Origin of the sequence: Calothrix rhizosoleniae SC01, from assembly GCF_900185595.1 — a bacterium.
In the GTDB taxonomy this organism is placed as follows: Bacteria; Cyanobacteriota; Cyanobacteriia; order Cyanobacteriales; family Nostocaceae; genus Calothrix_A; species Calothrix_A rhizosoleniae.
On the sequence record NZ_FYBH01000086.1, the window covers coordinates 1 to 26349 of the forward strand.

Below are 26349 nucleotides of genomic sequence, written 5' to 3' on the forward strand. Positions count from 1 at the left end.
ACGCAAAAAAGCTTAAAAAATCACCCTCTCATGTTGAATGTAGAGGGTTTAATGGCGTTTATTTACACAGCCATAACGAAGTTTCCAACTAATCAGAATTAACCCAATCGGTGGGGAGTTCGCTCAGGAGCCTTTACCCAGCAAGGGTTTCAGCGCCCAAATCGACACCACTCTAAAAAACATCATAAATGCTCCTCAAAATTGCGTCAAACACATACCTCAAACCCTTAACCCGCAAGCAATCGACACCACTCAACGAAATAATAGGCATTTCAGCGATTTGGCGACTGGTGTCGATGGTCATGTTACAAAATCCTCCTTTAATACCTGCAACCTATACAAAACAAGACTTTTGCCAAATCAATACCCCTAAAAAAGCGCGATCGCAATTACTCCAATAATCGTATATGAATATCATCAGCGTATCAATCGTAATAATTCATACTTTACGAAAGTATAAGTTTCTTCACCGTATGGAGAATATAGCACTAGTACAATGCGGCGGAAATCAAAAGTCAAAAGTAAGTGGGTAGGCAAAATTGCTTGTGTGAAGGGAACTCGTCATTGCCAGGGTTAGCAACAGAAATGAAATGTAGGCTAGGAGGGAAGGAAACAAGGAGAAAGATTTCTCCACACCACTCCATCAACCATCAACCGTCAACTAACAACTAACAACTAACAACCATCAACTAACAACCATCAACTAACAACCCCTTCCTTTAATGTTGCAACACCTGAGTAAGTTCTAATTCATTTTTCAGGAAAATCTCATTTACTAATCAAGATTCTTCAAGGTTCGTAAGCGAACTTAATAAATAACAACAGTTCTTGAAAATTTTGAAACCAAAAGGGATGCATCATTTTGCTTGTATATCCAATAGCACTAAAGCTCCAGCAACTAAGAACAACTATTCTATCAAAGTCTCAACACCTGGGAGTAGAACGCGATCACAGGTGGGATGCACAAATGCAATATCATCAGCAACCCCATGACAATATTTCTTACACTTGCCATTGTTGTCTTGGCACTGTTTCTATTTGTTGTTGAATGGTTTCCATCAGATATAGTCGCTATTATTGTTGCACTACTGTTAGCGGTTTTAGGTTTAGTTACCCCAGAAGAGAGTATTTCTGGTTTTAGTAACTCTGCTACCATTACCGTGATGGCAATGTTTATCCTGAGTGCAGGTATCGCTCGCACTGGAGCTATTCAAATTCTCAGCGATCTTTTGCTTAAGTGGGGTGGTAAACGTCCCAGTCAGCAAATCTTTACTTTAGGGATTATTGTCGGGCCAATTACAGCATTTATCAACAATACCGCTGTTGTTGCCGTATTTTTACCTATTATTGAAGAATGGTGTCATAAGCAAAAAGTTTCAGTTTCCAAATTACTAATACCCCTATCATTTGCGGCAATTTTGGGCGGTATGATTACGGTAATTGGGACATCCACCAATGTATTAGCCAGTGGCTTGTCTCAACAACTAGGATATGGAACATTTAGCTTATTCCAATTCACTCAACTAGGGTTAATCACATTCGGCATCGGTCTAATTTATCTCACCCTATTAGCACCCCGACTTTTGCCAAGTCGCAAAAAACACACTGATGATATTCTAACTCAAGACTACGGTCTGAAAGATTACATAAGTGAAATTTTGATTCCTCCTGGGTCGAATTTGGCGGGAAAAACATTAGATTCCAGTGGTCTACAACATAAATTTGACTTAGATGTATTGGAAATCATTGCTGATAATAACCGTTTTCACCAACCTTTGGAACATCAAAAATTACAAGCTTGCTCAGTGCTTGTAGTTAGGAGTAATCAAGAAGATTTACTCAAAATCAAGGATGAAGAACATCTAGAAATTCTGCCTGATTTTATCCGCAATAAAAAGTCTTTAGAAGCACAACTTAGCTCGGAAGACGAAGGTGTTGCAGAAGTTCTGATTCCTTCTAATTCCAATTTAATCGGTTCAACTGTCAAAGAAGTACGTTTTCGCCAACGGTATAACGTTACAGTATTAGCAGTCCATCGCGGACAAGAAATTACACGAGAACGTCTCAGTGAAATCAGATTAAAATTTGGTGATGTTCTGTTGGTTCAAGGCCCGAAACAAAGCCTTGTTGGTTTGCAAATAAATCGCAACCTATTAGTGCTGACAAAGCGAAATTTAGAAACACTCCGACGTGACAAAGCTTCTATCGCTATCGGTATTTGCTTGGGAGTAGTAGTAGTAGCAGCTTTTAATTGGTTACCTATTCTGATCACTTCTTTGATTGGTGTCGTGTTGATGGTTGTCACAGGCTGTCTTAAACCCAGAGAACTATACGATGCCGTACGTTGGGATATTATCTTTCTCCTGGCTGGATTAATACCTTTAGGTATCGCCATGGATAAGTCAGGTGCAACCGATTGGTTAGCCAATAATCTAGTTGCTGTTGCAGGAAATCTCTCTGGTTACTGGATACTAACTTTTTTCTTCATTATTACTTCTGTCTTTACAGAGATGATTTCCAACAATGCCACAGTGGTTCTACTGTTACCAGTTGCAGCCAATGTTGCAGAGAGTCTGAATCTTAATCCTTTTGCTTTCATGCTTACTGTTATCTTTGCATCATCTAATAGCTTTATCACACCAATTGGTTATCAAACTAACACTATGGTTTACGGGCCAGGCGGCTATAAATTTACTGACTTTATGCGAGTCGGTTTACCTCTAAATCTATTAATGACAATAGTTGTACCACCATTGATTATTCTTTTCTACGGGCTGCAATCCTAATCTTAGATGTTTGATTTTGAACAGATGTACCAACAGCAATTTGCAGATTTAAGTAACCGCTCTCCCCCTGATTCTTTCTTCTATACAAACGTAGTGAATTCAATTTCTGTTAAGGAATTCCAGATTAACCATCAACTGTCAACCATTAATACTAGGAGTAAAATCATGTCTCAAATCAAAGCTTTAATTCAACCCCACGGTGGTAAACTTATTGACTGTCGCTTGCAAGGGGAAGAACGGGAACAAACCCTATCTAGAGCCTCTAATCTACCTCGACTCTTACTGTCCATCCGTAATATTGCTGACTTAGAATGTATCGCTACAGGAGTTTACAGTCCTCTAGATGGCTTTGTAAATGAGCAAGAATATTACTCCATTGTCAAAGATATGCATTTGAGTAATGGTCTTGCCTGGAGTATTCCAGTTACCCTACAAGTTCCTGAAGCCGTAGCAGAGCAATACCAGTTAGATTCTGAAATTGCCTTAGCTTACCCCAATGGGGAGATACTTGCAGTGATGACTGTTACCAGCAAGTTTAAACCAGATCAAACTTTAGAAGCACAGAAAGTTTACCGGACTGCTGAAGAAGCACATCCTGGTGTTAAAGCAATGCTTAAGGAAGGGGAAGTTTATCTGGGAGGCCCAATTAAATTAGTCAATCCAATTTCTCAAACAGATTTTCTCAATTACCGTCTGACTCCAGAAGCCACCAGAACCGAGTTCGCCAGACGTGAGTGGAATACAGTTGTAGCATTTCAAACACGGAATCCTATCCACCGTGCCCATGAGTATATTACCAAAATTGCCTTAGAAGTTGTTGATGGACTGTTTATAAATCCCCTCGTTGGACAAACAAAATCTGATGATATTCCAGCAAACGTAAGAATGCAATGTTATCAGGTACTCATGGAAAAATATTACCCATCAAACCGGGTATTTCTAGGTGTATTCCCCGCAGCGATGCGTTACGCAGGACCTAGAGAAGCAATTATGCACGCGATCGCTCGTCAAAATTACGGATGTACCCACTTTATTATTGGACGGGATCATGCTGGAGTTGGTGACTACTACGGTACTTACGATGCACAGTACATCTTTGATGAATTAACACAAGATGAGTTACAAATTACTCCCTTGAAGTTTGAACACGCTTTCTATTGTACTCGCAGTCAGTCTATGGCTACAGCTAAAACCAGTCCTAGCACCAAGGAAGAAAGAATACATCTATCAGGGACAAAAGTACGAGAAATGCTGAGAAATGGTCAAACCCCACCACCAGAATTTTCCCGCCCAGAAGTTGCAGATATCTTAGTTTCTTCGATGAAGTTAGCCACAGTTTAGTACTACAGACGAGATGTCTGTAGAGCATAGATGACAAAACCTAAATATTTCCACAATTAACAGATTAAAGAGAGGAGACAATCATGACTTTAGCTAAAGATATTTCATTTACCGAAGCTGACATTGTCAAATTAGAATCCGAGTATGCAACAAAAAGACCACAAGACATTCTGGCATTTGCTCTCAAGCAGTTTGACAACATTACTATTTCCTTCAGTGGTGCAGAAGATGTAGTCCTGATTGACATGGCGGCGAAAATCAAAAGAAACATCACAGTCTTTTCTATTGATACAGGTCGTTTGCATCCTGAAACCTATCAGTTTATTGATAGAATCAGAAAACAATATCGAATCAAGATAGATGTCATTTCCCCTGATGCGGCTGAAGTTGAAGCATTAGTCAAAGAGAAAGGATTATTTAGCTTCTACAAGGATGGTCATAAAGAATGTTGCGCCATTCGTAAAGTCAAACCACTGCGTCGCAAACTTGCAACTGTTGATGCTTGGATTACCGGACAACGCAAAGACCAAAACCCCGCAACCCGTGCTAGTGTTCCCGTAATTCAACTAGACACTGCTTTTTCTAGTAGCGATCGCAATTTAATTAAGTTCAATCCCCTAGCTAACTGGACTTCTGCTCAAGTATGGAAATATATCCATGCTAACGAAGTTCCCTTCAACCAGTTACACAGTAAAGGCTTTACCAGCATCGGTTGTGAACCTTGTACCAGACCTGTTTTACCCAATCAGCACGAACGTCTCGGTCGTTGGTGGTGGGAAGAAGCTGCTGACAAAGAGTGTGGCTTCCACGAAATCAATGTAACTCCAGGTAATAGCTAATTGGTTGAAGGATTTGGAGACGTAGTATAGCTACGTCTCTACAGAAAAATCATATCCACTTTATCGTCACAAATAATTTAAGGAAATGCACATTAAACTAGTCAAAAAAACTAAAATTAATGGTAATTCATGCCGTAAATCTGCAAGAGTATTAAACGAACTTGAAAAGTTAGATTTATTAGACAAAATAGACGAAATTATTGCTGCTGATGAACGTCAACCATCAAGTGAAGGGTTCAGTTTAGCCAGTAAATATCAAGTATCAGCAGCACCTTTCTTTATTGTTGAAAATGATGAAGGCTTTACCCAAGTATATACTGCATATCATCGCTTCATGAAAGATATTTTTCAAGTATCAATTTCAGAGGAAGAAGAGATCTCTGAAATTATGGCTCAAAATCCAGAATTAGATTACATCTAAGTAGGTTGGCGTAAAAAATTATCGTTTGGATAAGGCAGGGGGCAGGGAGCAGGGAGCAGGGGGAACAAGGGTTTTAGGCTTATTTACTATTCTTCACATAGTTTGGTTTTATTGTGCCGACTTACTTAAATTATAGAGAGACGTAAGTAATATTTTACGTCTCTATCTTCCAAAAAATATGTCAAATGTATTGAGAATATTAACCTTATTTTTTTAGAGAATCTACTATGGCTAATCTCCATCAAAAATTTCATTCAGAAGTTGTAAAATCACCTCAATCCTATGGCATACTAGCAGGTTTATTATTAGCTTCTGGAATTGCACTTCTCGCTGAATATTTGCACAAAATACCATCTTTATCCCTATTTAGTTCATTAATTCTGGCAATTATTTTCGGGATTTTAGTCAAAAATACTATAGGAGTTCCGAAAATTTTTCAACCAGGAATTACCTTCTCTCTTAAACGCATTCTGAGACTTTCAATTATTTTACTGGGATTGCGTTTGAGTTTACCTCAAGTAATTGCAGTTGGTCCAACTGGGTTAGCAATTGTCTTAGTTACTTTGGTCACCACATTTGTTTTTACTTGTTGGTTAGGAAGACAATTAGGAGTTAATCAAAGACTAACAAAATTAATTGCTGCTGGTACTTCCATTTGTGGAGCTTCTGCCATAGTTGCTACAAATGGAGTAGTTGAAAGTAAGGATGAAGATGTAGCTTATGCAGTAGCAATAGTAACAATTTTTGGTACTATGTCCATGTTGCTTTATCCTTTATTACCTGTTATATTTCAGATAACACCACAGGAATTTGGAATTTGGTGCGGTGTTTCTATTCATGAAACTGCTCAGGTAATTGCAGCTGCATTCCAAGGTGGTGAAGTTAGTGGTGAATTAGCTACAATTGCTAAATTATCTAGAGTAATCTTCTTAGTTCCAATAGTTTTAAGTCTAGGATTTTTATCAACAAACTCCAATAGAAAATCACAAGCAGCGAAGAAATTAAATAAATTACCAATTCCCTGGTTTGTATTTGGATTTATTGCCCTCATGTTATTGAATAGCATAAATATTTTCCCCCAGACTATGAAGGCATCAGTAATTGAGATAAACCATTTCTTACTAGCAATTTCTATGGCAGGGATGGGTCTGAAAACTAGCATTTTTGAAATAAAGAAAGCTGGAGTCAAACCCCTTTATTTAGGTGCTGCTGCCTGGTTATTTATATCTATCTTTAGTTTTAGCCTGATTAAGACTTTCTACTAAATACTCAGTTAGATATTTATTGTTTCGCGTTACTTTAATTCCGTTTATTTACATCGGTCAACAAATCTGAAAAATTTTTGTTAAATCTAGAAGGAGATTGACAATGAAGAAAGTATTCTTGAGTGTTTTAGCATTAGGTTTATTTGTTCTTCCTGCTTATGCAACTAAAGGACTGAGAGATAATCCTAAAGAGAGTAATGTTAATGTTGTAGCTGGGAGATATGGTAGTTTTAAAACTGGCAAAAGAGCTAGAAGAGATGGTATTGTTCGGGTAAAAAGTGCTTACAGTGTAGCAGAAACAGCACGACGATTTGAAGAAGCTGTTAATAAACCAGGAAGGGAAGCTTTGAATATAATTGCCACAGTCGATCATACTGATAATGCACGGAAGGTTGGTAAACAATTGCGCCCGACACAATTGTTTGTATTTGGTAATCCTATGGTGGGCACACCATTAATGCAGTGTAATCAAACTGTAGGAATTGATTTACCCCAAAAAGCACTTATTTGGGAAGATGAACAAGGAAAGGTTTGGCTTGCTTATAATAGTCCACAATCCTTTTTATCAGTTCGTCATAAACTCAGAGGTTGTGACGCAGAAGCAAAACAAGCACTTGAAACAGTTGGAAGTGTTTTGAATGTGTTAGCTCAAGAAGCTACTCAATAGAAGCGCCTTCTATTAAAAATAATTGAGATTTTGGGTTGGTTTATTTACATCAGGAAGTCGAAGAGAAACTCTCCTATAACTGCATTCTTATTTCTCAATTCTTCTGAATCCTTAAGAGTGCTACAAATTCAAAATCTCAAAACTACAATTGATTGTTCCTTGCAATAGATTCCAGTTGACCAAATTTTAGATTTTAGAAAATAGAATTGAAAGATTCAAAATCCAAAATTACTTGACAAACTTATTGAGAAGAAATTATGCAACTATCAAAACAAAACCTTCAAGAAAGCGCAGACAAAGTATACGATGTTATTGTTGTTGGTGGGGGTGCTGGAGGATTATCTGCGGGAATATACTTGCAACGCTACCTACTCTCTACTCTAATTATTGACAAAGGTAAAGCTCGCTCTTTCTGGATGCAAGAACTGCACAACTATCTTGGTTTACCACCAGATACCCATGGTCGCACTTTACTAAAACATGGTAAAGACCATTATTTATCCGTGGGAGGAGATTTACTTAATGCTTATGTAGAAGAAGTGATTGATGAAGGAGATACCTTTGTCGTTCGCGTAAAAATTGGACGACAAAACAGTATGTACGCTGAGTTTCGTACCAAATATTTAATTGCAGCCAGCGGTATCATTGACAACTTACCTTTTCTCGATGATATGCAGAATGTCTATGAATATGCAGGATATAACTTGCATGTTTGCTTAATCTGCGACGGCTATGAAATGGTGGATAAAAAAGTTGGCGTGTTTGGAAGAAACCAACGTAGTTTAGAGGTAGCTTTCAGTCTTGGTTGGTTTACACCCCATATCACCCTTTTTACCCAAGATATGTTTGATGTTACCCCCCAATTTCGTCAAAGATTGGAAGATTATGGATATAAATTGGTAGAGGAACCCATAGAGAAGTTTGTTGGTGAAAACCACCAGATGACTGGCGTACAACTGATGGATGGTTCTGTAGTTGAGTTGGAAGCAGGATTAATTTCTATGGGTTCCCAATATCACTCTGGTTATCTTTCCAATATAGATCTCCAACTCCAAGGTGAAAATTTAGTTACCGATAAAATGTGTCGCACATCCCACCCTCGAATCTTTGCGATTGGTGACTTAAAAGTAGGACTCAACCAAGTAGTAATTGCAGCAGCAGATGGTGCTTTAGCTGCTACAGGAATTTGGCAGGATATTCGCCGCGAAAAAGGTGTAAAACCTCCCTTAGATAAGACTGATTCTCCTTTGTCTTTAGTAAACTGAAGCGCAAATACTCACATCTTGCACCACATGATTATTGCGAAAATAATCGCCTGTAACCCTGATTATTTCGTAGGGTGGGCAATCCCACCTTACCCTTCCACTCGAAGGTGCAAGATATGAGCGCCCAACTAGCCGCGTTTTTTCGCCGCTAGCAACGAATGAAACAAACACATTTTGATTGCTTGGCTAAAAGCCTTACTACATAAGCTTTATGCCAAGTGTTTCTTCAGAGGTAATTGGATAATTGGGAGGCTGGGATGTGACAGCACATATTCTTCTAGTCGAAGATGAAGTCAAATTAGCTCGATTTGTTGAGATAGAATTAACTAGTGAAGGCTATCAGGTTAGTGTCGCCAATGATGGTATAACTGGACTAACATTAGCGCGAGAATCTACACCCAATTTAGCAATTGTGGATTGGATGCTTCCTGGGTTAAATGGAGTGGAACTGTGTCAACGTCTGCGAGCAACTGGTAGCAGAATTCCCATAATTTTGTTGACAGCCAAAGATGAGGTTGAGTCCCGTGTGACTGGTTTGGATGCAGGAGCTAATGACTATGTTATCAAACCATTTAGCATGGAAGAACTTTTAGCCAGAGTTCGCGCTCACTTACGTCGAACATGTGAGAGTAATCGCGATTTATTGCAGTTTGAAGATTTGAGTTTGAACTGTCGTAGTCGTCAAGTATTTCGGGGCGAGCGAGCCATAGAACTGACAGCAAAAGAGTTTGATTTACTGGAATATTTGATGAGTAATCCCGGTCAAGTATTTACCAGAGATCAAATTATGGATAGAGTTTGGGGTTATGATTTTGTGGGTGATTATAATGTCATTGAAGTGTATATACGCTATTTACGGATCAAACTAGAAGAAAATAACGAAAAACGCCTAATTTATACTATACGGGGTGTTGGTTATGTATTGCGCGAGCAGTAAGTAATAAGACTATATTCTAGGGATTAAAAGAGGATAGAAAATAGAGAAAAAGCTTATAATAAAAATGATTGAATTTGAATAAAGAGTAAGATTTTAAATCAGTTACTAGTAGTCATAATTTATCTGTTAACAGGCGGGCATATAAGGGATTTTAACCCACCCTAAAACATGTTTTCAAACTCATTCGTAGTTGAGTAGAAGGTGTGTAGACGACTGGAGGGAGGCTTCTCGCAGAGTAACCCAACTGGTTATAGGGAAAATGTTGGATTTCGTTTCTCAACCCAACCTACAATTGGTGCTAATTTTGGATTTGACAACAGACACTACGAGTATACGCTCCGTGCTACTTCATGTTAGCAAAGCTCCTCTAAATATCTCATAATCAATGATTACGACTAAATAAATACCTAAATCATGCTCTCAATTCAGGTCAGGAAGAGGCAAGGGAGCAGGGAGCAGGGAGCAGGGGAGAAACCCCATACATGAATGTAGGGGCTTGAAATAGCGATGCAGCGCGGTCTTGGGGGTATCCCCCATGAGCGACTGCATCAAGAAAGGAATTATTGAGAAAGAGTGCTTATGCATCGCGGCACAATTATTTCTAATTTTTCCACAAATAAATTTGGGGGCTTGTATCCTTTTCTTTTTCGGTCAAAGCACAAAACTATTCGTTGAAGTAAGTATAGGTAGATCAGTTTAATTGAGGCAGTTATCAGGTGAATTATTAAGAATTATGGAGGTAGGAAAAAATGTTATTTCGCCAATTATTTGATAAAGAATCAAGTACATATACATATCTAATTGCCGATATAAATACCCAAGAAGCAATTTTAGTAGACCCAGTATTAGAACAATTAAATCGTGACTTAATACTACTTAATGAATTGAGATTAAAGCTAAGTTATTGTTTAGAAACTCATCTCCATGCCGATCACATTACTGCTACAGGTAAACTGCGAAAGCATAGTCAATGTCGTGGTATTTTGCCAGAAAATGCTGATGCTGTATGTGCTGATAGATATATAAAAAATGGAGAAATATTGCAGATAGGAAATGTAAAAATAAAAGCGATCGCAACTCCTGGTCATACAAATAGTCACATGGCATATTTAGTTAATGGTACTCATTTATTAACTGGAGATGCTCTATTTATTCGTGGCTGTGGACGTACGGATTTCCAAAATGGGGATGCGGGGACTTTATACGATTCTGTAACTCAAAGACTCTTTAGTTTACCCGATGAAACTTTGGTTTATCCAGGTCATGACTACCGAGGAAATACAGTATCTACCATTGGGGAAGAAAGGAAACTCAATCCACGATTTGCTCATAAAAGTCGTGATAATTTTATTGAACTTATGGATAACTTAAAGTTGCCAATGCCACAAAAAATTATGGAAGCATTACCTGCTAATCAGCAATGTGGCAATGTGAAATATTATTGATGTCAAAAATATAAGAGGATGCGAGTGAAAATATGGCTCATTACCCAAAATTCTTAAGCTAAACTTCCCCATCAACGCTTGATATCCTTCTGATTCATATGAGACACTTTAGAAAATTGAGCCGTATAATTACTACATAACACTGACTGAATAGGCACGAATCTCTGCATCCACTGTCGCAATTGATAACCCATTTTGTAACGCCTGACAGATAAGCATTCTATCAAATGGATCGCGGTGGAGTGGTGGCAATTGAGCTAATTGAGCAACACTACTTTCATCAATGGCAAGGCTGGTAATCTGATGCAAATCGCGTTGTTTTGTCAGATATATTTCTGGAGACTCTGGTAATGGTAGTTTACCTAATTGATACTTTATTATTGCTTCCCATATAGAAACGACACTCAAATACACTGAGTTATCTAAGTCACGAATTGCCTCTCGAATATCTGCTGGTAAACGACTGTCACCACTAATAAACCAGAGAAAGATATGGGTGTCCAGGAGAATTTTCATTTACCTTCAAACGCGCTTAAAATATCTTCTGGTAATGGTGCATCAAAATCATCAGGAACTATAAACTCACCTGCACATAAACCGAAAGGTCTTAGTTCCTTATTACTCGTTGATATCGGTTTCAGCTCCGCAATCGGTCTATTTGCTTGAATAATCACCAATGTAACACCTGTTTCTGCTAGGCGTATATATTTCAAGGGATCGCGCTGAATTTCATCAATGGTTACATTCAACATGAAAATACCTTGATTAGATAATCATTTTTTTATTCCAGCCTAGCAGCATATAGCTATATTTTATTATTTGTCAATACTTATGGGAGTAATATTGCCTTAAGATTCTTTATCGGTCAAATTGTTGAGGATCAGCAGGATTTTGTCATCATAAATGATGTTGTTGCTGGCATCTTAGAAGGCAAACATTTATTTACTCCCAACTGGGGTATAATCTACAATTTCTCCATCTGGGATTACTGTGAACAATATACTAGAGTTTTAAGCCCGTTCTCAAATCAGTCTCCCACGAGAAAATCTCACAACCAAGCATGAAAATACCTCTAACCGACTCCCGACTCCCGATTCCCGACTCCCCATTTTCAAGCTAGTTATTCTCAAAAAAGGCAAATATTCAGGAATCCATGACAAATTTTCAAAATGAAACAATATCATGGGAAAATACTGCAAAAATTATAGGTCGGATTTCCACACCTGAAAGTGCGGCTAGCCCCAATCTTTCAATGAGGGAGTTTATCCGTATACGTAGCACAATTGTAAAAGAGACAGCCAATCTAAAATATCTCTATCTGCTTTCTCACGAGAAAAGCACCTATTATCGGTATATTACTGATGATTTTTGTAAAAGGTAAAAGGTAAAATCAACTTTTAACAAAAATTAATTTTTGCCTTATGCCTATCCGCAGCTGCCCATATTAGGGAAACCTGGGTGGTAATGACAATCGTCAATCACCGTTTTACTAAAATACTGCTGTCCTCTTTCTATCCTTTGACTTTTACCTTTCCTAACTGCTATATGGCTAGCGACTATTATGAAACTCTAGGTGTCTCTCGTGACGCCGACAAAGATGAACTCAAAAGTGCTTACCGCCGCTTGGCAAGAAAATATCACCCGGATGTGAATAAAGAACCGGGTGCTGATGAGCAATTTAAGGAAATTAACCGCGCCTATGAAGTGCTATCAGAACCAGAAACTCGCGCTCGTTATGACCGTTTTGGGGAAGCTGGAGTTTCTGGTGCTGCGGGTGCTGGCTTCCAAGATATGGGAGATATGGGCGGCTTTGCTGATATCTTTGAAAGCATTTTCAGTGGTTTTGCTGGTAGCGGCGGTATGGGGGGACAAACCCAAAGAAGGCGGAGTGGTCCTGTACGGGGAGATGACCTGCGGCTAGACCTGAAATTGGACTTTCGGGAAGCTGTTTTTGGTGGTGAAAAGGAAATTCGGATTTCCCATTTAGAATCCTGTGAAGTTTGTGCTGGTACTGGTGCTAAACCAGGAACCCGTCCCCAAACTTGTTCTACCTGTAGTGGTTCAGGTCAAGTTAGGCGGGTAACTAGAACGCCTTTTGGTAGTTTTACTCAAGTATCTACTTGTCCTACCTGTAATGGTACAGGCATGGTGATAGAAGAGAAGTGTGATGCTTGTAATGGTAAGGGCGCAAACCAGGTTACAAAGAAACTGAAAATTACTATTCCTGCTGGCGTAGATAATGGTACTCGTTTGCGGATTTCCTCGGAAGGGGATGCGGGACAACGTAATGGTCCCCCAGGAGATTTGTATGTTTACTTATTTGTAAATGAGGATAGCGAGTTTCAGCGTGATGGGATTAATATTCTCTCAGAAATTACCATTAGCTATCTTCAGGCGGTTTTGGGTTGTCGCTTACAGGTAAATACGGTGGATGGTCCGGTGGAAATGGTGATCCCGGCGGGAACTCAACCAAATACGGTGATGAAGCTGGAAAATCGCGGTGTACCACGCCTGGGTAATCCCGTAAGTCGGGGGGATCATATGATCACACTATTAATTGATATTCCCACAAAAATTACTCCAGATGAGCGAGAATTGTTAGAAAAGTTAGCTAGTATTAAAGGTGAGCGCACCGGTAAAGGTGGGCTAGAAGGTTTTTTGGGTAATTTATTTCACCAAAGATGAGTGTATCTCCCCTTTCACATCCTGATGCTCAATTGGACTTGCGGGGTACTCCCTGTCCAATTAATTTTGTCCGCACAAAACTCCAACTGGAACGGATGACTCCGGGCAGTTTACTGGAAGTTTGGTTAGATCCGGGAGAGCCAATTGAGCAGGTTCCTGATAGTTTGACTATGGTGGGCTATGAGGTAGAAAAAGTTGTAGACTGCACTGGCTATTTTTCTGTGCTAGTTAGATGTTCTGTGGTTGACCCATGATGGGGGAAGCCTTAGATACTGCTGGACAGTTAATAGGTACGGTGTTAGCTGTACAGGCTAATTTTTATCGAGTACAGCTAGATTTGATTGACTTGTCAGAAATTACTGCTCCTCATCTCTCTATCCTTCTCTGTACCCGGAGAACGCGATTGAAGAAAATTGGACAGCAGGTAATGGTTGGCGATCGCGTGATCATTGAGGAGGTTGATTGGGCTGGTGAACGGGGGGCAATCGCAGAGGTATTACCCCGTACTAGCCAGTTAGATCGTCCGGCGATCGCTAATGTGAATCAAATTTTACTATTGTTTGCTGTTGCCGAGCCACCCTTAGAACCCTATCAATTGAGTCGCTTTTTGGTCAAGGCTGAGTCTACGAGTTTACACGTAATTTTAGCTCTGAATAAAAGTGATTTAATTACTTCGTTAGAGCAAGAACAATTGGGCGATCGCTTATCAAGTTGGGGCTATCAACCTGTATTTATTAGTGTATATCAACAACAAAATATTCAAGTATTAGCTGAATGTCTACGAGATAAAATCACCGTTATTGCTGGGGCTTCTGGGGTTGGGAAATCTAGTTTAATTAATCAGTTAATTCCTGATGTCCAATTGCGGGTAGCTGAGGTTTCTGGGAAGTTGTCTCGTGGTCGTCATACCACCCGTCATGTGGAGTTATTTAAGTTACCTAGTGGTGGTTTGTTAGCGGATACTCCCGGCTTTAATCAGCCCGATTTGGATTGTACCCCTGAAGAATTAGCAACTTATTTCCCAGAAGTAAGGGAAAAGTTAATGACTGGGAAATGTCGTTTTAGTAATTGTTTACACAGAGACGAACCTGATTGTGTGGTGAGTGGAGATTGGGAACGCTACGAACATTATCTCGATTTTTTAGAAGTTGCGATCGCTTATAAAGCCCAGATGCAGCAACAAAGTGATCCGGAATCGAGTTTGAAGGTTAAAACCAAGGGTAAGGGAGCAAAGCAGTACGAACCCAAGTTGGAAAGTAAGAAATATCGCCGCGTCTCTCGTAAAACTCAATTACAGGAGTTGCAACAGCTTTATCAAGAGACAGATGATTTTGAGGAGTAGGGGGTTGATTAGAATTAGGACTTGCTGTTCGCGTAGCGCAGCGTTAGCTGTAAAAGTCTATCACATAGGCAAGGGAGCAGGGAGCAGGGAGCAGGGGGGAAATTTTCGGCTAAGTTTGCCAAACTGATAACTTACATCATCCTCAATAACCGCCTGGGATTTAAATCCCAGTCTCATAGCAGAAGTCGTCTCAAGACGACTAGACAAGCATTCTAGTCTACTTAAGTAGACTTTGTTTTTTAGCCTGGGAATTCATTCCTGTGGAATCTGGGCTAATTGAGAATGCTGCAAGTTATGAGCCAAAAGTACCAGTGTTTTTAGCTGAAGATAATGAGGGTGATAAGAACTAAACGTGTAAAAGGCTACGAATAAGTCCTCTCAACAGCACACACAACACGAAAACCAACAGAGAAGAAGATGCCGTCACGCCTTGCATTATCGGTGTTGAAGCGGAATGCAGAACGGCAGTACCTAGGACTCCTGGTAAAGCCACCGCCCCGCAGCACAACACGAGCAGTTTTTTGAGAAAGGTTATTATTGTCATAGAACCAAGCACTACCATCTGTCGGTGCTCCCTCATAGTTATCGTGCCAATCATCAAGACACCACTCCCAGACATTGCCATGTATATCGTATAAACCAAAGGCATTGGCTACCTGAAACATTCCCACTGGAGTTGTTTGATTATGATTGATGCCTTTTTCTAAGGAAGGATAGGTTTTACTCCTCCTACCATCGTAATTCGCCAAATCCGTTGAGATTGTTTCTCCAAAGTGAAATGGAGTATTTGTTCCACCCCGACAGGCATATTCCCACTCCGCTTCACTGGGTAATCGAAATTCTTGTTCTGTATACTGGGAAAGACGGGCACAAAACTCCACAGCATCGTACCAACTAACTCGCTCTACAGGGCGATTAGTACCTGTAAAATAAAAATGATTAAGTTCAAGTTCACGTTTTACTTGAGGTATTGCTGCAATGGCTTCCCACTGTGCCTGAGTTATTGGATACTTTCCCATCAGGAATGGTGGTACTGTCACTTGATGCTGTGGGCGTTCACAATCACTCGATTTTTTTTCTTCAGAGGGTGAACCCATCAAAAATGTACCGCCTGGAATTTCTACCATTTCCAAGATGACACCATTGCCCAAGTCTATCCCTACTGTGGGTGGGTGTTCCACTAAGCGAATTGATTCTACACCGTCCTTAATTTCTGCAATCAGCATGGGAATGTCTTCCCCTAAATGCTTTAATGCTTTGGCAGCTTCTCTGCGAACTTTTGGGACTTCGCTATCATTGTCTAAAAGTCTTTGTAGGCGAGGAATGGCTGGTTTTGCATCTTTGCCCATCTTACCCAAATCTTCAACCGCACGGGCACGATATTCTGGTTCTGGTGCAGAAAGTTCCTGAATCAGTATCCTGACTCGCCGTTGACGTTGAAATCGCCGTACTGCTTCGGGATCTAAACCTGCCTTTTTACCCAGTTCCTCCACCACAAACTCAGGAACACCAGCCCTTTTTTTCACCTCACAACAATCCCGCAGTACTAGCAAAAAGCCCTTTATTTCTTCGGGAAATCCTGGTTTATCCTCGGCTTGAGCTAAAATCTCCCTCCAAGCATCCTCATTCTTGCCATGCTTCTGAACCAAATACAATCCCGCCAAATACTCTGCTAAAGGATCTAAAGTAAAGCGCAGGGTTTGCAAGTCTGGTTTCTTCTTCCGCACCAGGTAAAGCCGCGATTCCAGGTATTTAAGGTGCTGTTGAGCTTTTTCGGCTCGTGTTTCTGCGTCCGATTCCAACCCTTCCAAGGCAGTTAATACCTGCTTACAATCGGCAGATTCGGGTTTAAAGGTAGGCTCAATGCATTGCCAAGCAACAAGTTGAGCAATTTCATGTACCTTCTGATTACTGAGTTCGCCTGAGGTTGATTTATTCAGTTCGTTTAAGTATTGCAACATCAAATCGGGCACATTATCCGGTAATTCATCCGTAGATGTACCTTCTTTGGCAGTAATCATCTGTTCGGCGTAAAGTTTCACCAGCAGGATGGTAAGTCCTTGTTTATTAGGTGCTTTGGCTTCCACTTGCCTAACACTTGCCATCCCCTCCAAGCGGCGATAAGCTTCGGAATAATCCAAACCATCAAATAGTTCTGCTTTGCCCTTTTTTTCCAAGTAGCGGTTCAGGAAAGAAGCCAAACTACCCACAGAAATGCGAAACGGTTCTATAAAGGTGGGGGTGATTTCTGAACCCAAAATATTGTTGAGGCGAGAAGTAACAATTAAGGCATTAGCGGGAAAATCTTGATTATCTGGCTGAATTTGATTGCGGGTTTCTTCTCCCATTTCTGAGAGATGATCGACAATCAGTAAAATACGCTGCTGTCTGAGTAATTGCTTTAACAGTTCCTCTGGAATAGCTTTACCTTCCTGGGTTAATTCCTTCAATAACCCACCAATGGTTTCCAGCAATGAACCATCTAATTCATCCTCAATCAAAATAGGTAACATTTGATGCCGACAAATGCGATCGCTTTTTTGTGGTGCAAATGCCCATTGAGCAATTTGACAAGCCAGACTGGTTTTTCCTGAACCACCTTCTCCCCAAATTACTACCCGTACCTGAGATTGAGAAAAAGTATCTTTCAGGGCTTTAGCATTAAAATCTTGGCTCTCAACTTTCTGTTCATTCAATAGAATTGGTTCAGCAACATAAATTTCGTGCTTCTTAACGGTATCCCTGCCCTCAAATTGTTCCTTGGCTTTGTGAATCCGCTCCCTTACCCAAGCATCTAACACTCTGGGATGATACTTAAGGAACAGTAAATACCGCAGGGATACAGGTAATTTCACAACCGGAATTGTAAATGTTGCTGGCTTAACCAATTCATCCAGCTTTAACAGCCAAATAGGACGGACAAGAAATATACCCAGATAACCAACCAAATACCCCACAGCTAACCAAACCCAAGGATTATCCTGAACCCACTTAACCACCTGGTAAAGGTTTTGCTCCGTTAGCTGGTTTAACTTGGTTTGCAGTCCACGACGAGCCAGCCGCAAATTCTCAATGTCTTTTTTCTTACTCTTCCAGTCCCGCTTATCTTTTTCTAAAGCAGTAATAGCCTTCTGCAAACTCTGCTTTAGCCCTTCTAGCCTTTGAATCGCCCTTAAGTCCCATTCTGTAAACTTATCCGCCTCCTTTTGGACTCCCCTAGCAATCTGAACTAGAGCAGAAGCGGCATTACTGCGAACTCTTTCATCACTATCTCCCAAAGCTTCTACCAGCCCAGAAACACCATCTTGGGCATTTGCACCGATTTTCCCCATAGTAGAGGCTGCATAGGCACGAATTACCGGATTATTATCACTTAGAGCTTGTGTTAAGAATGCGATCGCACTCTCTCCACAGTTTACCAAGACATCACTGGCAGCTTTACGCCCTTTATTATCCTTTAACTGTTGAATTTGTGCCTTAACATATTTCTCAGCACAATTCTGCGCCCAAGCATTACCACCGACAACAAAAGGTAGCAATAAACTCAAGCAAGCAGCACTGAACCAGGGAATAATCTTGTATGAGAAGACCTTACTCATTGATTCACACCAATATCAAACCAATACTACCGCATTTGGCTAACAGATCCCCGACTCAGCAAAGTTATCCTCTCCTTCTCTTTCTCTATGTTCTCTGCGCCTGGAGCGGTTTTTTATTTGAACTCTCAGAAATAGGGCAGACTACTAAACCACGTCTATCTTGAAACCCATATTTTTGCTTACGACGAATGTTCCATCGGTGAAAGGACACGGCAAACATAATATGTGGGAATATTGAATAATCTTACTGATGTTCCCTACCAGGAAAACTCCAGTTCTCAATCTGGATTGGGTTTAGTTAAAAAATCAAACATCAACACCTTACTATATATAAGATGTTAACCTTGGATACGAAAACTACCTGTGGCTAATCAAGCAGAAACTCTCATTCGTACACCTCTATACACCCTGGCTCAACAACTAAAAGCTAGATTTACCGGCTTTGGTGGCTGGGAAATGCCCGTCCAATTTAGCGGTATCACCAAAGAACACGAAGCTGTGAGAAATAATGCCGGCATGTTCGATATTTCCCACATGGGTAAATTTACCCTCCAAGGCAAAGAATTAATCACCCAACTCCAGAAACTAGTACCCTCAGACTTGAGCCGCTTACAACCAGGACAAGCACAATACAGCGTCTTGCTCAATGAAAACGGTGGTATTATCGACGACATCATTTTTTACTACCAAGGTGTAGATGATGCTGGTACCCAACGGGGAGTATTAATTGTCAATGCTGCTACCACCACCAAAGACAAGGCATGGTTGCTCAAACATATCGACACCAGTGAAATCCAATTTCAAGACCTTTCCCGAGACAAAGTATTACTAGCCGTCCAAGGACCAAAAGCCACTGGCATCCTCCAGCAATTTGTCAGCGCAGATTTAAGCCCCATCAAAGCCTTTGGACATTTAGAAGCCAATGTACTTGATAAACCAGCCTTTCTTGCCCGTACTGGTTACACCGGGGAAGATGGTTTTGAAGTCATGGTAGATCCTGAAGTTGGTATAGAACTATGGCAAAAGCTAATTGATACTGGGGTGACTCCTTGCGGACTCGGTGCTAGAGATACCCTGCGACTAGAAGCAGCAATGGCGCTATATGGACAAGATATTGATGATACCACCAGCCCCCTAGAAGCAGGTTTGGGGTGGCTAGTTCATTTAGATACCAAAGGCGATTTTATCGGACGTGCAGTTCTAGAACAGCAAAAAGCCCAGGGTGTCACCCGTAGATTGGTGGGTTTACAAATGCAGGGACGCAACATTGCCCGCCACGGTTATTCAGTATTATCATCAGGTAAAGTTGTTGGAGAAGTTACAAGCGGAACCCTTTCACTCACCCTTGGTTATCCCGTAGCCTTAGCTTACTTACCCAAGGAAATCGCCAAAGTGGGACAGGAACTAGAAGTAGAAATCCGTGGCAAACATTATCCCACCGTGATAGTCAAAAAACCTTTTTACCGTTCTACAAGTCGCCTGACTAACTGATAACATTTGATATTGTTACAGAAATAAACTGTTTTGGTGTTATTCCATCTCCTGTCAAATGGAGAACCAGGATTAAATTGTTGTATTTTGGAAAGGTAAGTAATATGTCAGATTATCCTGAAGATTTAAAATATCTCGATAGCCACGAATATATACGCCTAGAGGGTGATATGGCGACTATTGGTATTACCGCCTTTGCTGCGGAGCAATTGGGCGATATTGTCTTTGTAGAACTACCAGATGTTGAAGGCTCTGTGAGCAAGGGTGACAGTTGTGGTTCTATTGAATCGGTAAAAGCCGTGGAGGATCTCTACTCTCCAGTCACAGGTACAGTGGTGGAGTGTAATCAAGCCCTTGATGATTCACCAGAATATATTGGAGAAGATCCCTATGGTGAGGGATGGTTGTTCAAAGTGCGAATTAGTGACCCCAGTGAGCTGAATGATGCCATGAGTGTGGAAAAGTATAGGGATTTTTTAGAGGCTGAGAGCTGAGCTTTTTTGGGTAAATAAATTGATGAAACTTACATGAACAAATTCCTTTGACAGAACCTCTAAAGGAGAATTGTTGCAAAATATTAAATAGTGGTCAAGAATTGCATATACCAAAATGTATGAAAGAGAATTGCATCCCTTCTACATTGCCCGTAATGCATTCTATTTTCAACCTAGTCGTGTCTGGAGAGTAATTAGTGGTATTACAAATCCCCCGTCCTCAGTCAATCAATCAGTCAAAATCAGATAATAGTCAAAAGTCAAGTGATTTTACACAACGTCACATTGGACCAAATGCCGATGATATCCAGAAAATGCTGGATGTATTGGGACTTGATAATTTAAATGACTTGATTGACCAAACTGTACCACCATCTATCAGGCTTGCTGAACCTCTGGATTTGCCAGCAGCATTAAGTGAGTATGCTGCATTAGGGAAGTTAAAGGACATAGCCTCTAGAAATCAGGTTTTTCGCTCATTTATTGGCATGGGATATTACGACTGTATTACCCCCACGGTAATTCAGCGCAACATCCTGGAAAATCCTGGTTGGTACACTGCATACACTCCCTATCAGCCGGAAATTGCCCAAGGAAGATTAGAAGCCTTGTTAAATTTCCAAACCATGATTATTGATTTAACTGGGTTGGAAATTGCTAATGCTTCCCTATTGGATGAGGGAACAGCCGCAGCAGAAGCCATGAGCATGAGCTACGGTGTGACCAAAACTAAGGCTGATGCTTTCTTTGTTTCTCAAGATTGTCATCCCCAAACCATCGACGTGTTACAGACCCGTGCCAGACCTTTGGGGATTAAAATTATTGTTGGCGATCATCAAAGTTTTGATTTTTCCGAGCCAATATTTGGGGCTATTTTACAATATCCTGCCACTGACGGCAATATTTACGACTACCGCGCTTTTGTGGAAAAAGCCCATGCTGAGGGTGCATTGGTAACGGTAGCCGCAGATCCCCTAAGCTTAACTTTACTCACACCTCCTGGTGAATTTGGTGCTGATATTGCTGTTGGTAGTACCCAACGCTTTGGTATCCCTATGGGATATGGAGGGCCCCACGCCGCTTATTTCGCCACAAAAGAAAAGTATAAGCGTCAGGTTCCTGGAAGAGTGGTGGGTGTATCGAAAGATGCCCAAGGCAACCCAGCATATCGTCTATCTTTGCAAACCAGAGAACAACATATCCGCCGGGAAAAAGCTACCAGTAATATTTGTACTGCACAGGTATTGCTAGCAGTGATGGCGGGCATGTATGCTGTCTATCATGGTTCTAATGGATTACAAGCGATCGCTCAACAAATCCACCAGCAAACTGGGATCCTGGCAGAGAGTTTAAAGCAGCTTGGTTACAACATTACCAATGAATATTTCTTTGATACACTGCGGGTAGATTTGGCAAACCGCAGCCTGGAAGATATCCTCACTGCTTGCGAATTACAAAACATTAACCTCCGCATTTTTGATCACAATCATGTCGGTATTTCCCTAGATGAAACTACCACCACTGAAGATATCAAAGATATATTAAATATTTTCGCAGCTAGTTCCCCTACTCCTTCCACCTCTGTTACTCCCCCTGCTGCATTACCTCCCCACCTGTCCCGAGAAAGTGCTTACCTCACCCATCCCGTATTCAACAGTTATCACTCGGAAACAGAGCTACTCCGCTACCTGCACAAATTGGAATCTAAAGATTTGTCCTTGACAACATCCATGATTCCCTTGGGTTCATGCACGATGAAACTCAATGCCACATCAGAAATGATACCCGTAACTTGGCCAGAGTTTGGTAAAATTCATCCCTTTGCACCCCAATCCCAAACCAAGGGTTATCAAATCCTCTTCGAGCAATTAGAAAACTGGTTGGCAGAAATCACTGGATTTGTGGGTATTTCCCTCCAGCCCAATGCCGGTTCCCAAGGGGAATATTCTGGATTATTGGTAATTCACCAATATCATGAAAGTCGAGGGGAAGGACACCGCAATGTGTGTTTAATTCCTACCTCAGCCCACGGAACTAACCCTGCCAGTGCGGTAATGTGTGGGATGAAAGTAGTTGCTGTTGCCTGCGATGATGAAGGTAATATTGACCTAGACGACTTAAAAGCCAAGGCAGAAAAGCATAGCTCGGAACTCGCCGCTTTAATGGTGACATATCCCTCCACCCACGGTGTATTTGAAGAAGCAATTCAAGAAATCTGTGCTGTGGTTCATGAGCATGGTGGTCAAGTATACATGGATGGGGCGAATATGAATGCCCAAGTAGGACTGTGTCGTCCTGGGGATATTGGTGCTGATGTTTGTCACCTCAACCTACACAAAACCTTCTGTATTCCCCACGGTGGTGGTGGCCCTGGTATGGGCCCTATTGGGGTTGCCTCTCACCTGATGCCTTTCCTACCCGCACATCCAGTGGTGAACATGGGTGAGGAACTCAGTATGGGTGCGGTATCTGCTGCTCCTTGGGGTAGTGCGAGTATCCTCGTAATTTCCTGGATGTATATTGCCATGATGGGTGGAGATGGTTTGACAGATGCAACCAAGGTAGCAATTCTCAATGCTAATTACATTGCCAAACGCCTAGAAGATTACTATCCCGTTTTATACAAAGGTAAAAATGATCTAGTCGCCCATGAATGTATTTTAGACCTGCGATCGCTCAAAAAAACCGCAGGGGTAGAAATTGATGACGTTGCTAAAAGGTTAATGGACTTTGGTTTCCATGCCCCCACCGTTTCCTGGCCCGTGGCTGGTACAATCATGGTGGAACCAACGGAAAGCGAATCATTACCAGAGTTGGATCGTTTTTGTGAAGCACTAATTACCATTCGCCAAGAAGTCGCTGAGATTGAATCTGGTAAGGTGAGTGCTGAGGATAATTTGCTCAAGAATGCACCCCACACCGCAGCCAGTTTGCTTACAGAAGAATGGAATCATTCCTATTCTCGAGAACAAGCAGCTTATCCCGCACCTTGGGTTAAGGATAATAAATTCTGGCCAGCAGTCGGTCGTATTGATGCGGCATTTGGAGACAGGAATTTTGTCTGTTCTTGTGTACCAATGGAGGCGTATTCGTAATAATTTCGCAACAATAGTTGAGTGGGTACTACTTAACAAGAACAACAATTAACTAAAACATAACCACAGATGCACACTGATAAATTATTGGTGTGCATCTTTACATTTACAATTATTTCTGAAGCGCATTGGGATAAAAAATCAACACCGTTTAGAGCTTAGGATAATAATCTTTTAAGTAGTATCAAGCTAATAAACAGTTTTTTACTGTACGTAATATTTAGCATATTTTTGTATATGTATTTTGAAATTATACACAGTCAATATTTATGATATAGAGTTAAATTTAAATCGATACAATATACCTATATAAGACTCGAAAGTTTTACTATAAAAGGCTTTTTGAGCGTAATATCGTTCTGCGAGGTGTTTTTTTCAAATTAATAACATCGGTTGATTTTTGCAACAAATATACCTTGAATAATACAACTTCAAAAGCTTTTTTCTATTATTTGATTATAATTAAAAAATGGTGCAATTGTTTATTATCAACACTTGTGTACCTATAAAGACTTTCAAACTCTCAAAGCATAGTGTTGTCGTAGAAAGTTGCACATCCTGTAAGCATATAGCAATCCTACTGGAAACGTGAAGAAATACGTAGACGAAAAGTGCGTAAATATAAGCGTTTCAGCCTATTTCAATTTTCATAAATCAAACAGGATTGCTATATAAATAATCAATGGGAGGAAAAGAACAAATGGCTGTTTTTAATGGCGGTGAAGTCTTCCCTATCCCAACACAGGGTACTGAATCCAATGACATTGTTAATAGCAATGGCTTCATTTCAGTCTTCGATGCTCTGGGTGGAAATGACATCATCAATGGTTCTGGCAATGATGAGTACTTTGATGGCGGTGAGGGTAACGATCAAATCAATGGCAATGGCGGCAATGATACTCTCATAGGTGGGGGTGGCGATGACCGTATCATAGCCGATGGGAATTCCTTGGTTGATGGTGGTACGGGCAATGATGATATTTTACTTAACGGTGGCAGTGATACTGTCATTCTGAGAGACGGCGACGGCTCTGATAAAATCCAAGGCTACCAGCGCGGCATGACAGAATTTGATATTTCTGATGTTGATGGTGGTGTGGTACTTGGAGTAGGAACGAATCAGAGTGTGCTGATCACAAGTGCAGGAGGTGAACTTCTGGCTACTGTATTTAATGCAAATGCTACTTTGGAACAATTCCAGAATGACATCATTGGCGGCAACGTCACCATCCCTGAGCCTTAAATCCTTTCTAGTGGGGTGACACTGCTATGCTAATAGCTTGAAAGTTTTCACTACTGTCATTGAAAAGGTGACTGAAGAGCTTAAGGCTTTTAAATTACCACCCGATCGCAAATCTATCGTAGGAGCGCAAGCCTTGCGCCCTTGCATTGGTAAAATTATTTTCAGAAAAACTAAAAACAACAGATAAGTAAAACACTACTATAGGATTACTATTTGATTTTTGAACAGAACTCAGTACACTTTCTATTCCCTATTCCCTGTTCCCTCTCTTTACAAGCCAATTCAGAAATCAAACCGGATTCCTATACAATTGCACGCCGATAATCTATCGGCGTGCATTTTTATTCTCTACTCAACTTTTCAATAGTGTTGCGTACTAATTCAATATCTAATTCAAGTGCTTCAGCAATTTGTTCTACGCTCAACCCTATCTTCAAAAGACGAGGGATAGTGGCTAACTTTGTGTTTAGTTTTGTTTCTTCCTTGTTGTTACTAGCAGGAGGGAAGGTTGTTAGTTTTTCTGCTGTACTTCCATAAAGGGCAGAGAATAATTTGCTTAGGGTTGCTTCCAGGATAACGCTTAATTGCTTATAATTGCCCCTTTGTAGCACATTATGACCTTCAAAGTTGCCGCTAACAGTAACGGTAAACTCTTGTTGTAAATCCGTTAGTTTTCCCTGTGTTAATAGCTGTAATAATTCCCCATAACCCCAGGTATAAAAAGCTCTTTCCTCTGGTTCTGTTGTATCGGCGTTAATAAAGTTATCTGTATCTTGGGCGGCGTAAAAATAGCCTTGGGGTGCAGTCATTTCCCGTTTGAGCCACTGTACAGTAGTCGCGATCGCTCTGGCAAATCTTGCATATAGATGCTATCTATATCCGGTCTTTTTTCCCGATCTACTTTAATTGTTGACTACTCCCCTGCCTGAAGGCGAGGGGATTCTAAAAAGATTCTACGGGACGGGTTAAAACCGCGTCGCGAAGGCTTTTTTTTAGCTGTCACCCAGATATAAATCCGGGTGGGATGAGTCAAACCACCCCTACACACTCCACTCAAATCAAGTCCAAGTGTTGTGCTTACTTTGCGGAAAGTGCGGTCTTGGGTTCTAACCAAGAGGAGCAACTTTCCAAGAGAGTGGATTATATTGGCTGCACCATTACAATCTGCATTGATGTACCAATTCATTGCAGTAGGTCATAAATCACGCTTTACTCTACGACCAGAAGATTTCCAATCATTGGGTTTTTCACCATGTTTTGGTAGTGTATCACCAATTAAGTAATCAAACAAAAATATTTACCATTATTACAAACTACGCGAAATAATCCTAACCCTTGCTATTGCTTCGTTTCACTCCGTTACACTCGCAATGACATTGTGTAATTAATTATGTTTAACTACTTATCCCATGATGTGGGGACGGGTAAACTAAG

At 40.7% G+C, this 26349-nt stretch carries 22 protein-coding genes and 1 pseudogene; 18 read left to right on the top strand and 5 right to left on the bottom strand.

The features are described from left to right. Window positions 1-188: 188 nt before the first annotated feature. The 10 genes from CALSC_RS25765 (at window position 189) to CALSC_RS05060 (ending at window position 10966) form a co-directional block, all read left to right on the top strand. Window positions 189-401, top strand: a complete 213-nt coding sequence (locus CALSC_RS25765; RefSeq protein ID WP_143288154.1) for a hypothetical protein — start codon at window positions 189-191, stop codon at window positions 399-401. 588 nt (window positions 402-989) lie between these two features. Continuing rightward, window positions 990-2786 (top strand): SLC13 family permease, encoded by a 1797-nt coding sequence (locus tag CALSC_RS05020; protein WP_088240308.1) that lies wholly within the window; start codon window positions 990-992, stop codon window positions 2784-2786. A gap of 165 nt (window positions 2787-2951) precedes the next feature. Next, window positions 2952-4127, top strand: a complete 1176-nt coding sequence (gene sat / locus CALSC_RS05025; RefSeq protein ID WP_088240326.1) for a sulfate adenylyltransferase — start codon at window positions 2952-2954, stop codon at window positions 4125-4127. An 83-nt stretch (window positions 4128-4210) separates the two neighbouring features. Further along, window positions 4211-4966 carry a phosphoadenylyl-sulfate reductase gene (locus CALSC_RS05030; RefSeq protein ID WP_088240309.1) on the top strand — a complete coding sequence of 252 codons (756 nt, stop codon included), beginning with the start codon at window positions 4211-4213 and terminating at the stop codon, window positions 4964-4966. An 85-nt stretch (window positions 4967-5051) separates the two neighbouring features. Then, the gene (locus CALSC_RS05035; RefSeq protein WP_088240310.1) at window positions 5052-5387 is read left to right on the top strand and encodes a hypothetical protein; all 336 of its coding nucleotides are present in this window, start codon (window positions 5052-5054) and stop codon (window positions 5385-5387) included. Window positions 5388-5614: 227 nt separating this feature from the next. Further along, window positions 5615-6652 carry a YeiH family protein gene (locus tag CALSC_RS05040; RefSeq protein ID WP_088240311.1) on the top strand — a complete coding sequence of 346 codons (1038 nt, stop codon included), beginning with the start codon at window positions 5615-5617 and terminating at the stop codon, window positions 6650-6652. A gap of 103 nt (window positions 6653-6755) precedes the next feature. After that, window positions 6756-7319, top strand: coding sequence for a DUF302 domain-containing protein (locus tag CALSC_RS05045; RefSeq protein WP_088240312.1), 564 nt, complete (start codon window positions 6756-6758; stop codon window positions 7317-7319). 257 nt (window positions 7320-7576) lie between these two features. Then, window positions 7577-8584 carry an NAD(P)/FAD-dependent oxidoreductase gene (locus CALSC_RS05050; protein WP_088240313.1) on the top strand — a complete coding sequence of 336 codons (1008 nt, stop codon included), beginning with the start codon at window positions 7577-7579 and terminating at the stop codon, window positions 8582-8584. Window positions 8585-8843: 259 nt separating this feature from the next. Next, window positions 8844-9521: a response regulator transcription factor gene (locus CALSC_RS05055; protein ID WP_088240327.1), complete on the top strand. Its 678-nt coding sequence runs from the start codon at window positions 8844-8846 to the stop codon at window positions 9519-9521. Between the two features lie 749 nt (window positions 9522-10270). Beyond that, on the top strand, window positions 10271-10966 hold the full coding sequence (locus CALSC_RS05060) for an MBL fold metallo-hydrolase (protein WP_088240314.1): 696 nt from the start codon (window positions 10271-10273) through the stop codon (window positions 10964-10966). Between the two features lie 132 nt (window positions 10967-11098). On the opposite strand, the gene CALSC_RS05065 is transcribed toward CALSC_RS05060, so the two are convergent. Together CALSC_RS05065 and CALSC_RS26260 are read right to left on the bottom strand one after the other, a co-directional pair. Further along, window positions 11099-11482, bottom strand: coding sequence for a type II toxin-antitoxin system VapC family toxin (locus CALSC_RS05065; RefSeq protein ID WP_088240315.1), 384 nt, complete (start codon window positions 11480-11482; stop codon window positions 11099-11101). Next, entirely contained in the window at window positions 11479-11718 is a 240-nt protein-coding gene (locus tag CALSC_RS26260; protein ID WP_159460564.1) for a type II toxin-antitoxin system Phd/YefM family antitoxin, read from the bottom strand. The genes CALSC_RS05065 and CALSC_RS26260 overlap by 4 nt, the downstream gene beginning before the upstream one ends. 793 nt (window positions 11719-12511) lie before the next feature. Here CALSC_RS26260 and dnaJ point away from each other — a divergent pair. The 3 genes from dnaJ to rsgA are packed head-to-tail and all read left to right on the top strand — an operon-like array spanning window position 12512 to window position 14993. Beyond that, window positions 12512-13651, top strand: coding sequence for a molecular chaperone DnaJ (gene dnaJ, locus CALSC_RS05075; protein WP_088240317.1), 1140 nt, complete (start codon window positions 12512-12514; stop codon window positions 13649-13651). Further along, complete coding sequence (locus CALSC_RS05080; RefSeq protein ID WP_088240318.1) at window positions 13648-13905, top strand: sulfurtransferase TusA family protein; 258 nt, start codon at window positions 13648-13650, stop codon at window positions 13903-13905. Before dnaJ ends, CALSC_RS05080 begins: the two co-directional genes overlap by 4 nt. Continuing rightward, complete coding sequence (rsgA, locus tag CALSC_RS05085; RefSeq protein ID WP_088240319.1) at window positions 13902-14993, top strand: small ribosomal subunit biogenesis GTPase RsgA; 1092 nt, start codon at window positions 13902-13904, stop codon at window positions 14991-14993. The genes CALSC_RS05080 and rsgA overlap by 4 nt, the downstream gene beginning before the upstream one ends. 362 nt (window positions 14994-15355) lie before the next feature. Here rsgA and CALSC_RS05090 read toward each other — a convergent pair whose 3' ends face one another. Continuing rightward, complete coding sequence (locus CALSC_RS05090) at window positions 15356-18592, bottom strand: SUMF1/EgtB/PvdO family nonheme iron enzyme (RefSeq protein WP_088240320.1); 3237 nt, start codon at window positions 18590-18592, stop codon at window positions 15356-15358. 363 nt (window positions 18593-18955) lie between these two features. Here CALSC_RS05090 and gcvT point away from each other — a divergent pair, with 363 nt between their 5' ends. The 4 genes from gcvT (at window position 18956) to CALSC_RS05110 (ending at window position 24915) form a co-directional block, all read left to right on the top strand. Next, window positions 18956-20083, top strand: coding sequence for a glycine cleavage system aminomethyltransferase GcvT (gene gcvT, locus CALSC_RS05095; RefSeq protein ID WP_088240321.1), 1128 nt, complete (start codon window positions 18956-18958; stop codon window positions 20081-20083). Between the two features lie 104 nt (window positions 20084-20187). After that, window positions 20188-20577, top strand: a complete 390-nt coding sequence (gene gcvH / locus CALSC_RS05100) for a glycine cleavage system protein GcvH (RefSeq protein WP_088240322.1) — start codon at window positions 20188-20190, stop codon at window positions 20575-20577. Window positions 20578-20774: 197 nt separating this feature from the next. Next, the gene (gcvP, locus tag CALSC_RS05105) at window positions 20775-23672 is read left to right on the top strand and encodes an aminomethyl-transferring glycine dehydrogenase (protein WP_088240323.1); all 2898 of its coding nucleotides are present in this window, start codon (window positions 20775-20777) and stop codon (window positions 23670-23672) included. 682 nt (window positions 23673-24354) lie between these two features. Then, window positions 24355-24915: a calcium-binding protein gene (locus tag CALSC_RS05110; protein ID WP_088240324.1), complete on the top strand. Its 561-nt coding sequence runs from the start codon at window positions 24355-24357 to the stop codon at window positions 24913-24915. A 24-nt stretch (window positions 24916-24939) separates the two neighbouring features. Here the strand turns inward: CALSC_RS05110 and CALSC_RS27785 are convergent, their stop codons facing one another. Next, a complete protein-coding gene (locus tag CALSC_RS27785) occupies window positions 24940-25062 on the bottom strand; it encodes a hypothetical protein (RefSeq protein WP_268807183.1) in 123 nt (40 codons plus the stop codon). Between the two features lie 317 nt (window positions 25063-25379). Then, window positions 25380-25769, bottom strand: a pseudogene (locus CALSC_RS05115) (thioredoxin domain-containing protein); the annotation flags it as partial. A 291-nt stretch (window positions 25770-26060) separates the two neighbouring features. Between CALSC_RS05115 and CALSC_RS26915 the strand changes: the two are divergent. After that, entirely contained in the window at window positions 26061-26198 is a 138-nt protein-coding gene (locus CALSC_RS26915) for a hypothetical protein (protein WP_200817571.1), read from the top strand. The last annotated feature ends 151 nt before the right edge of the window (window positions 26199-26349 follow it).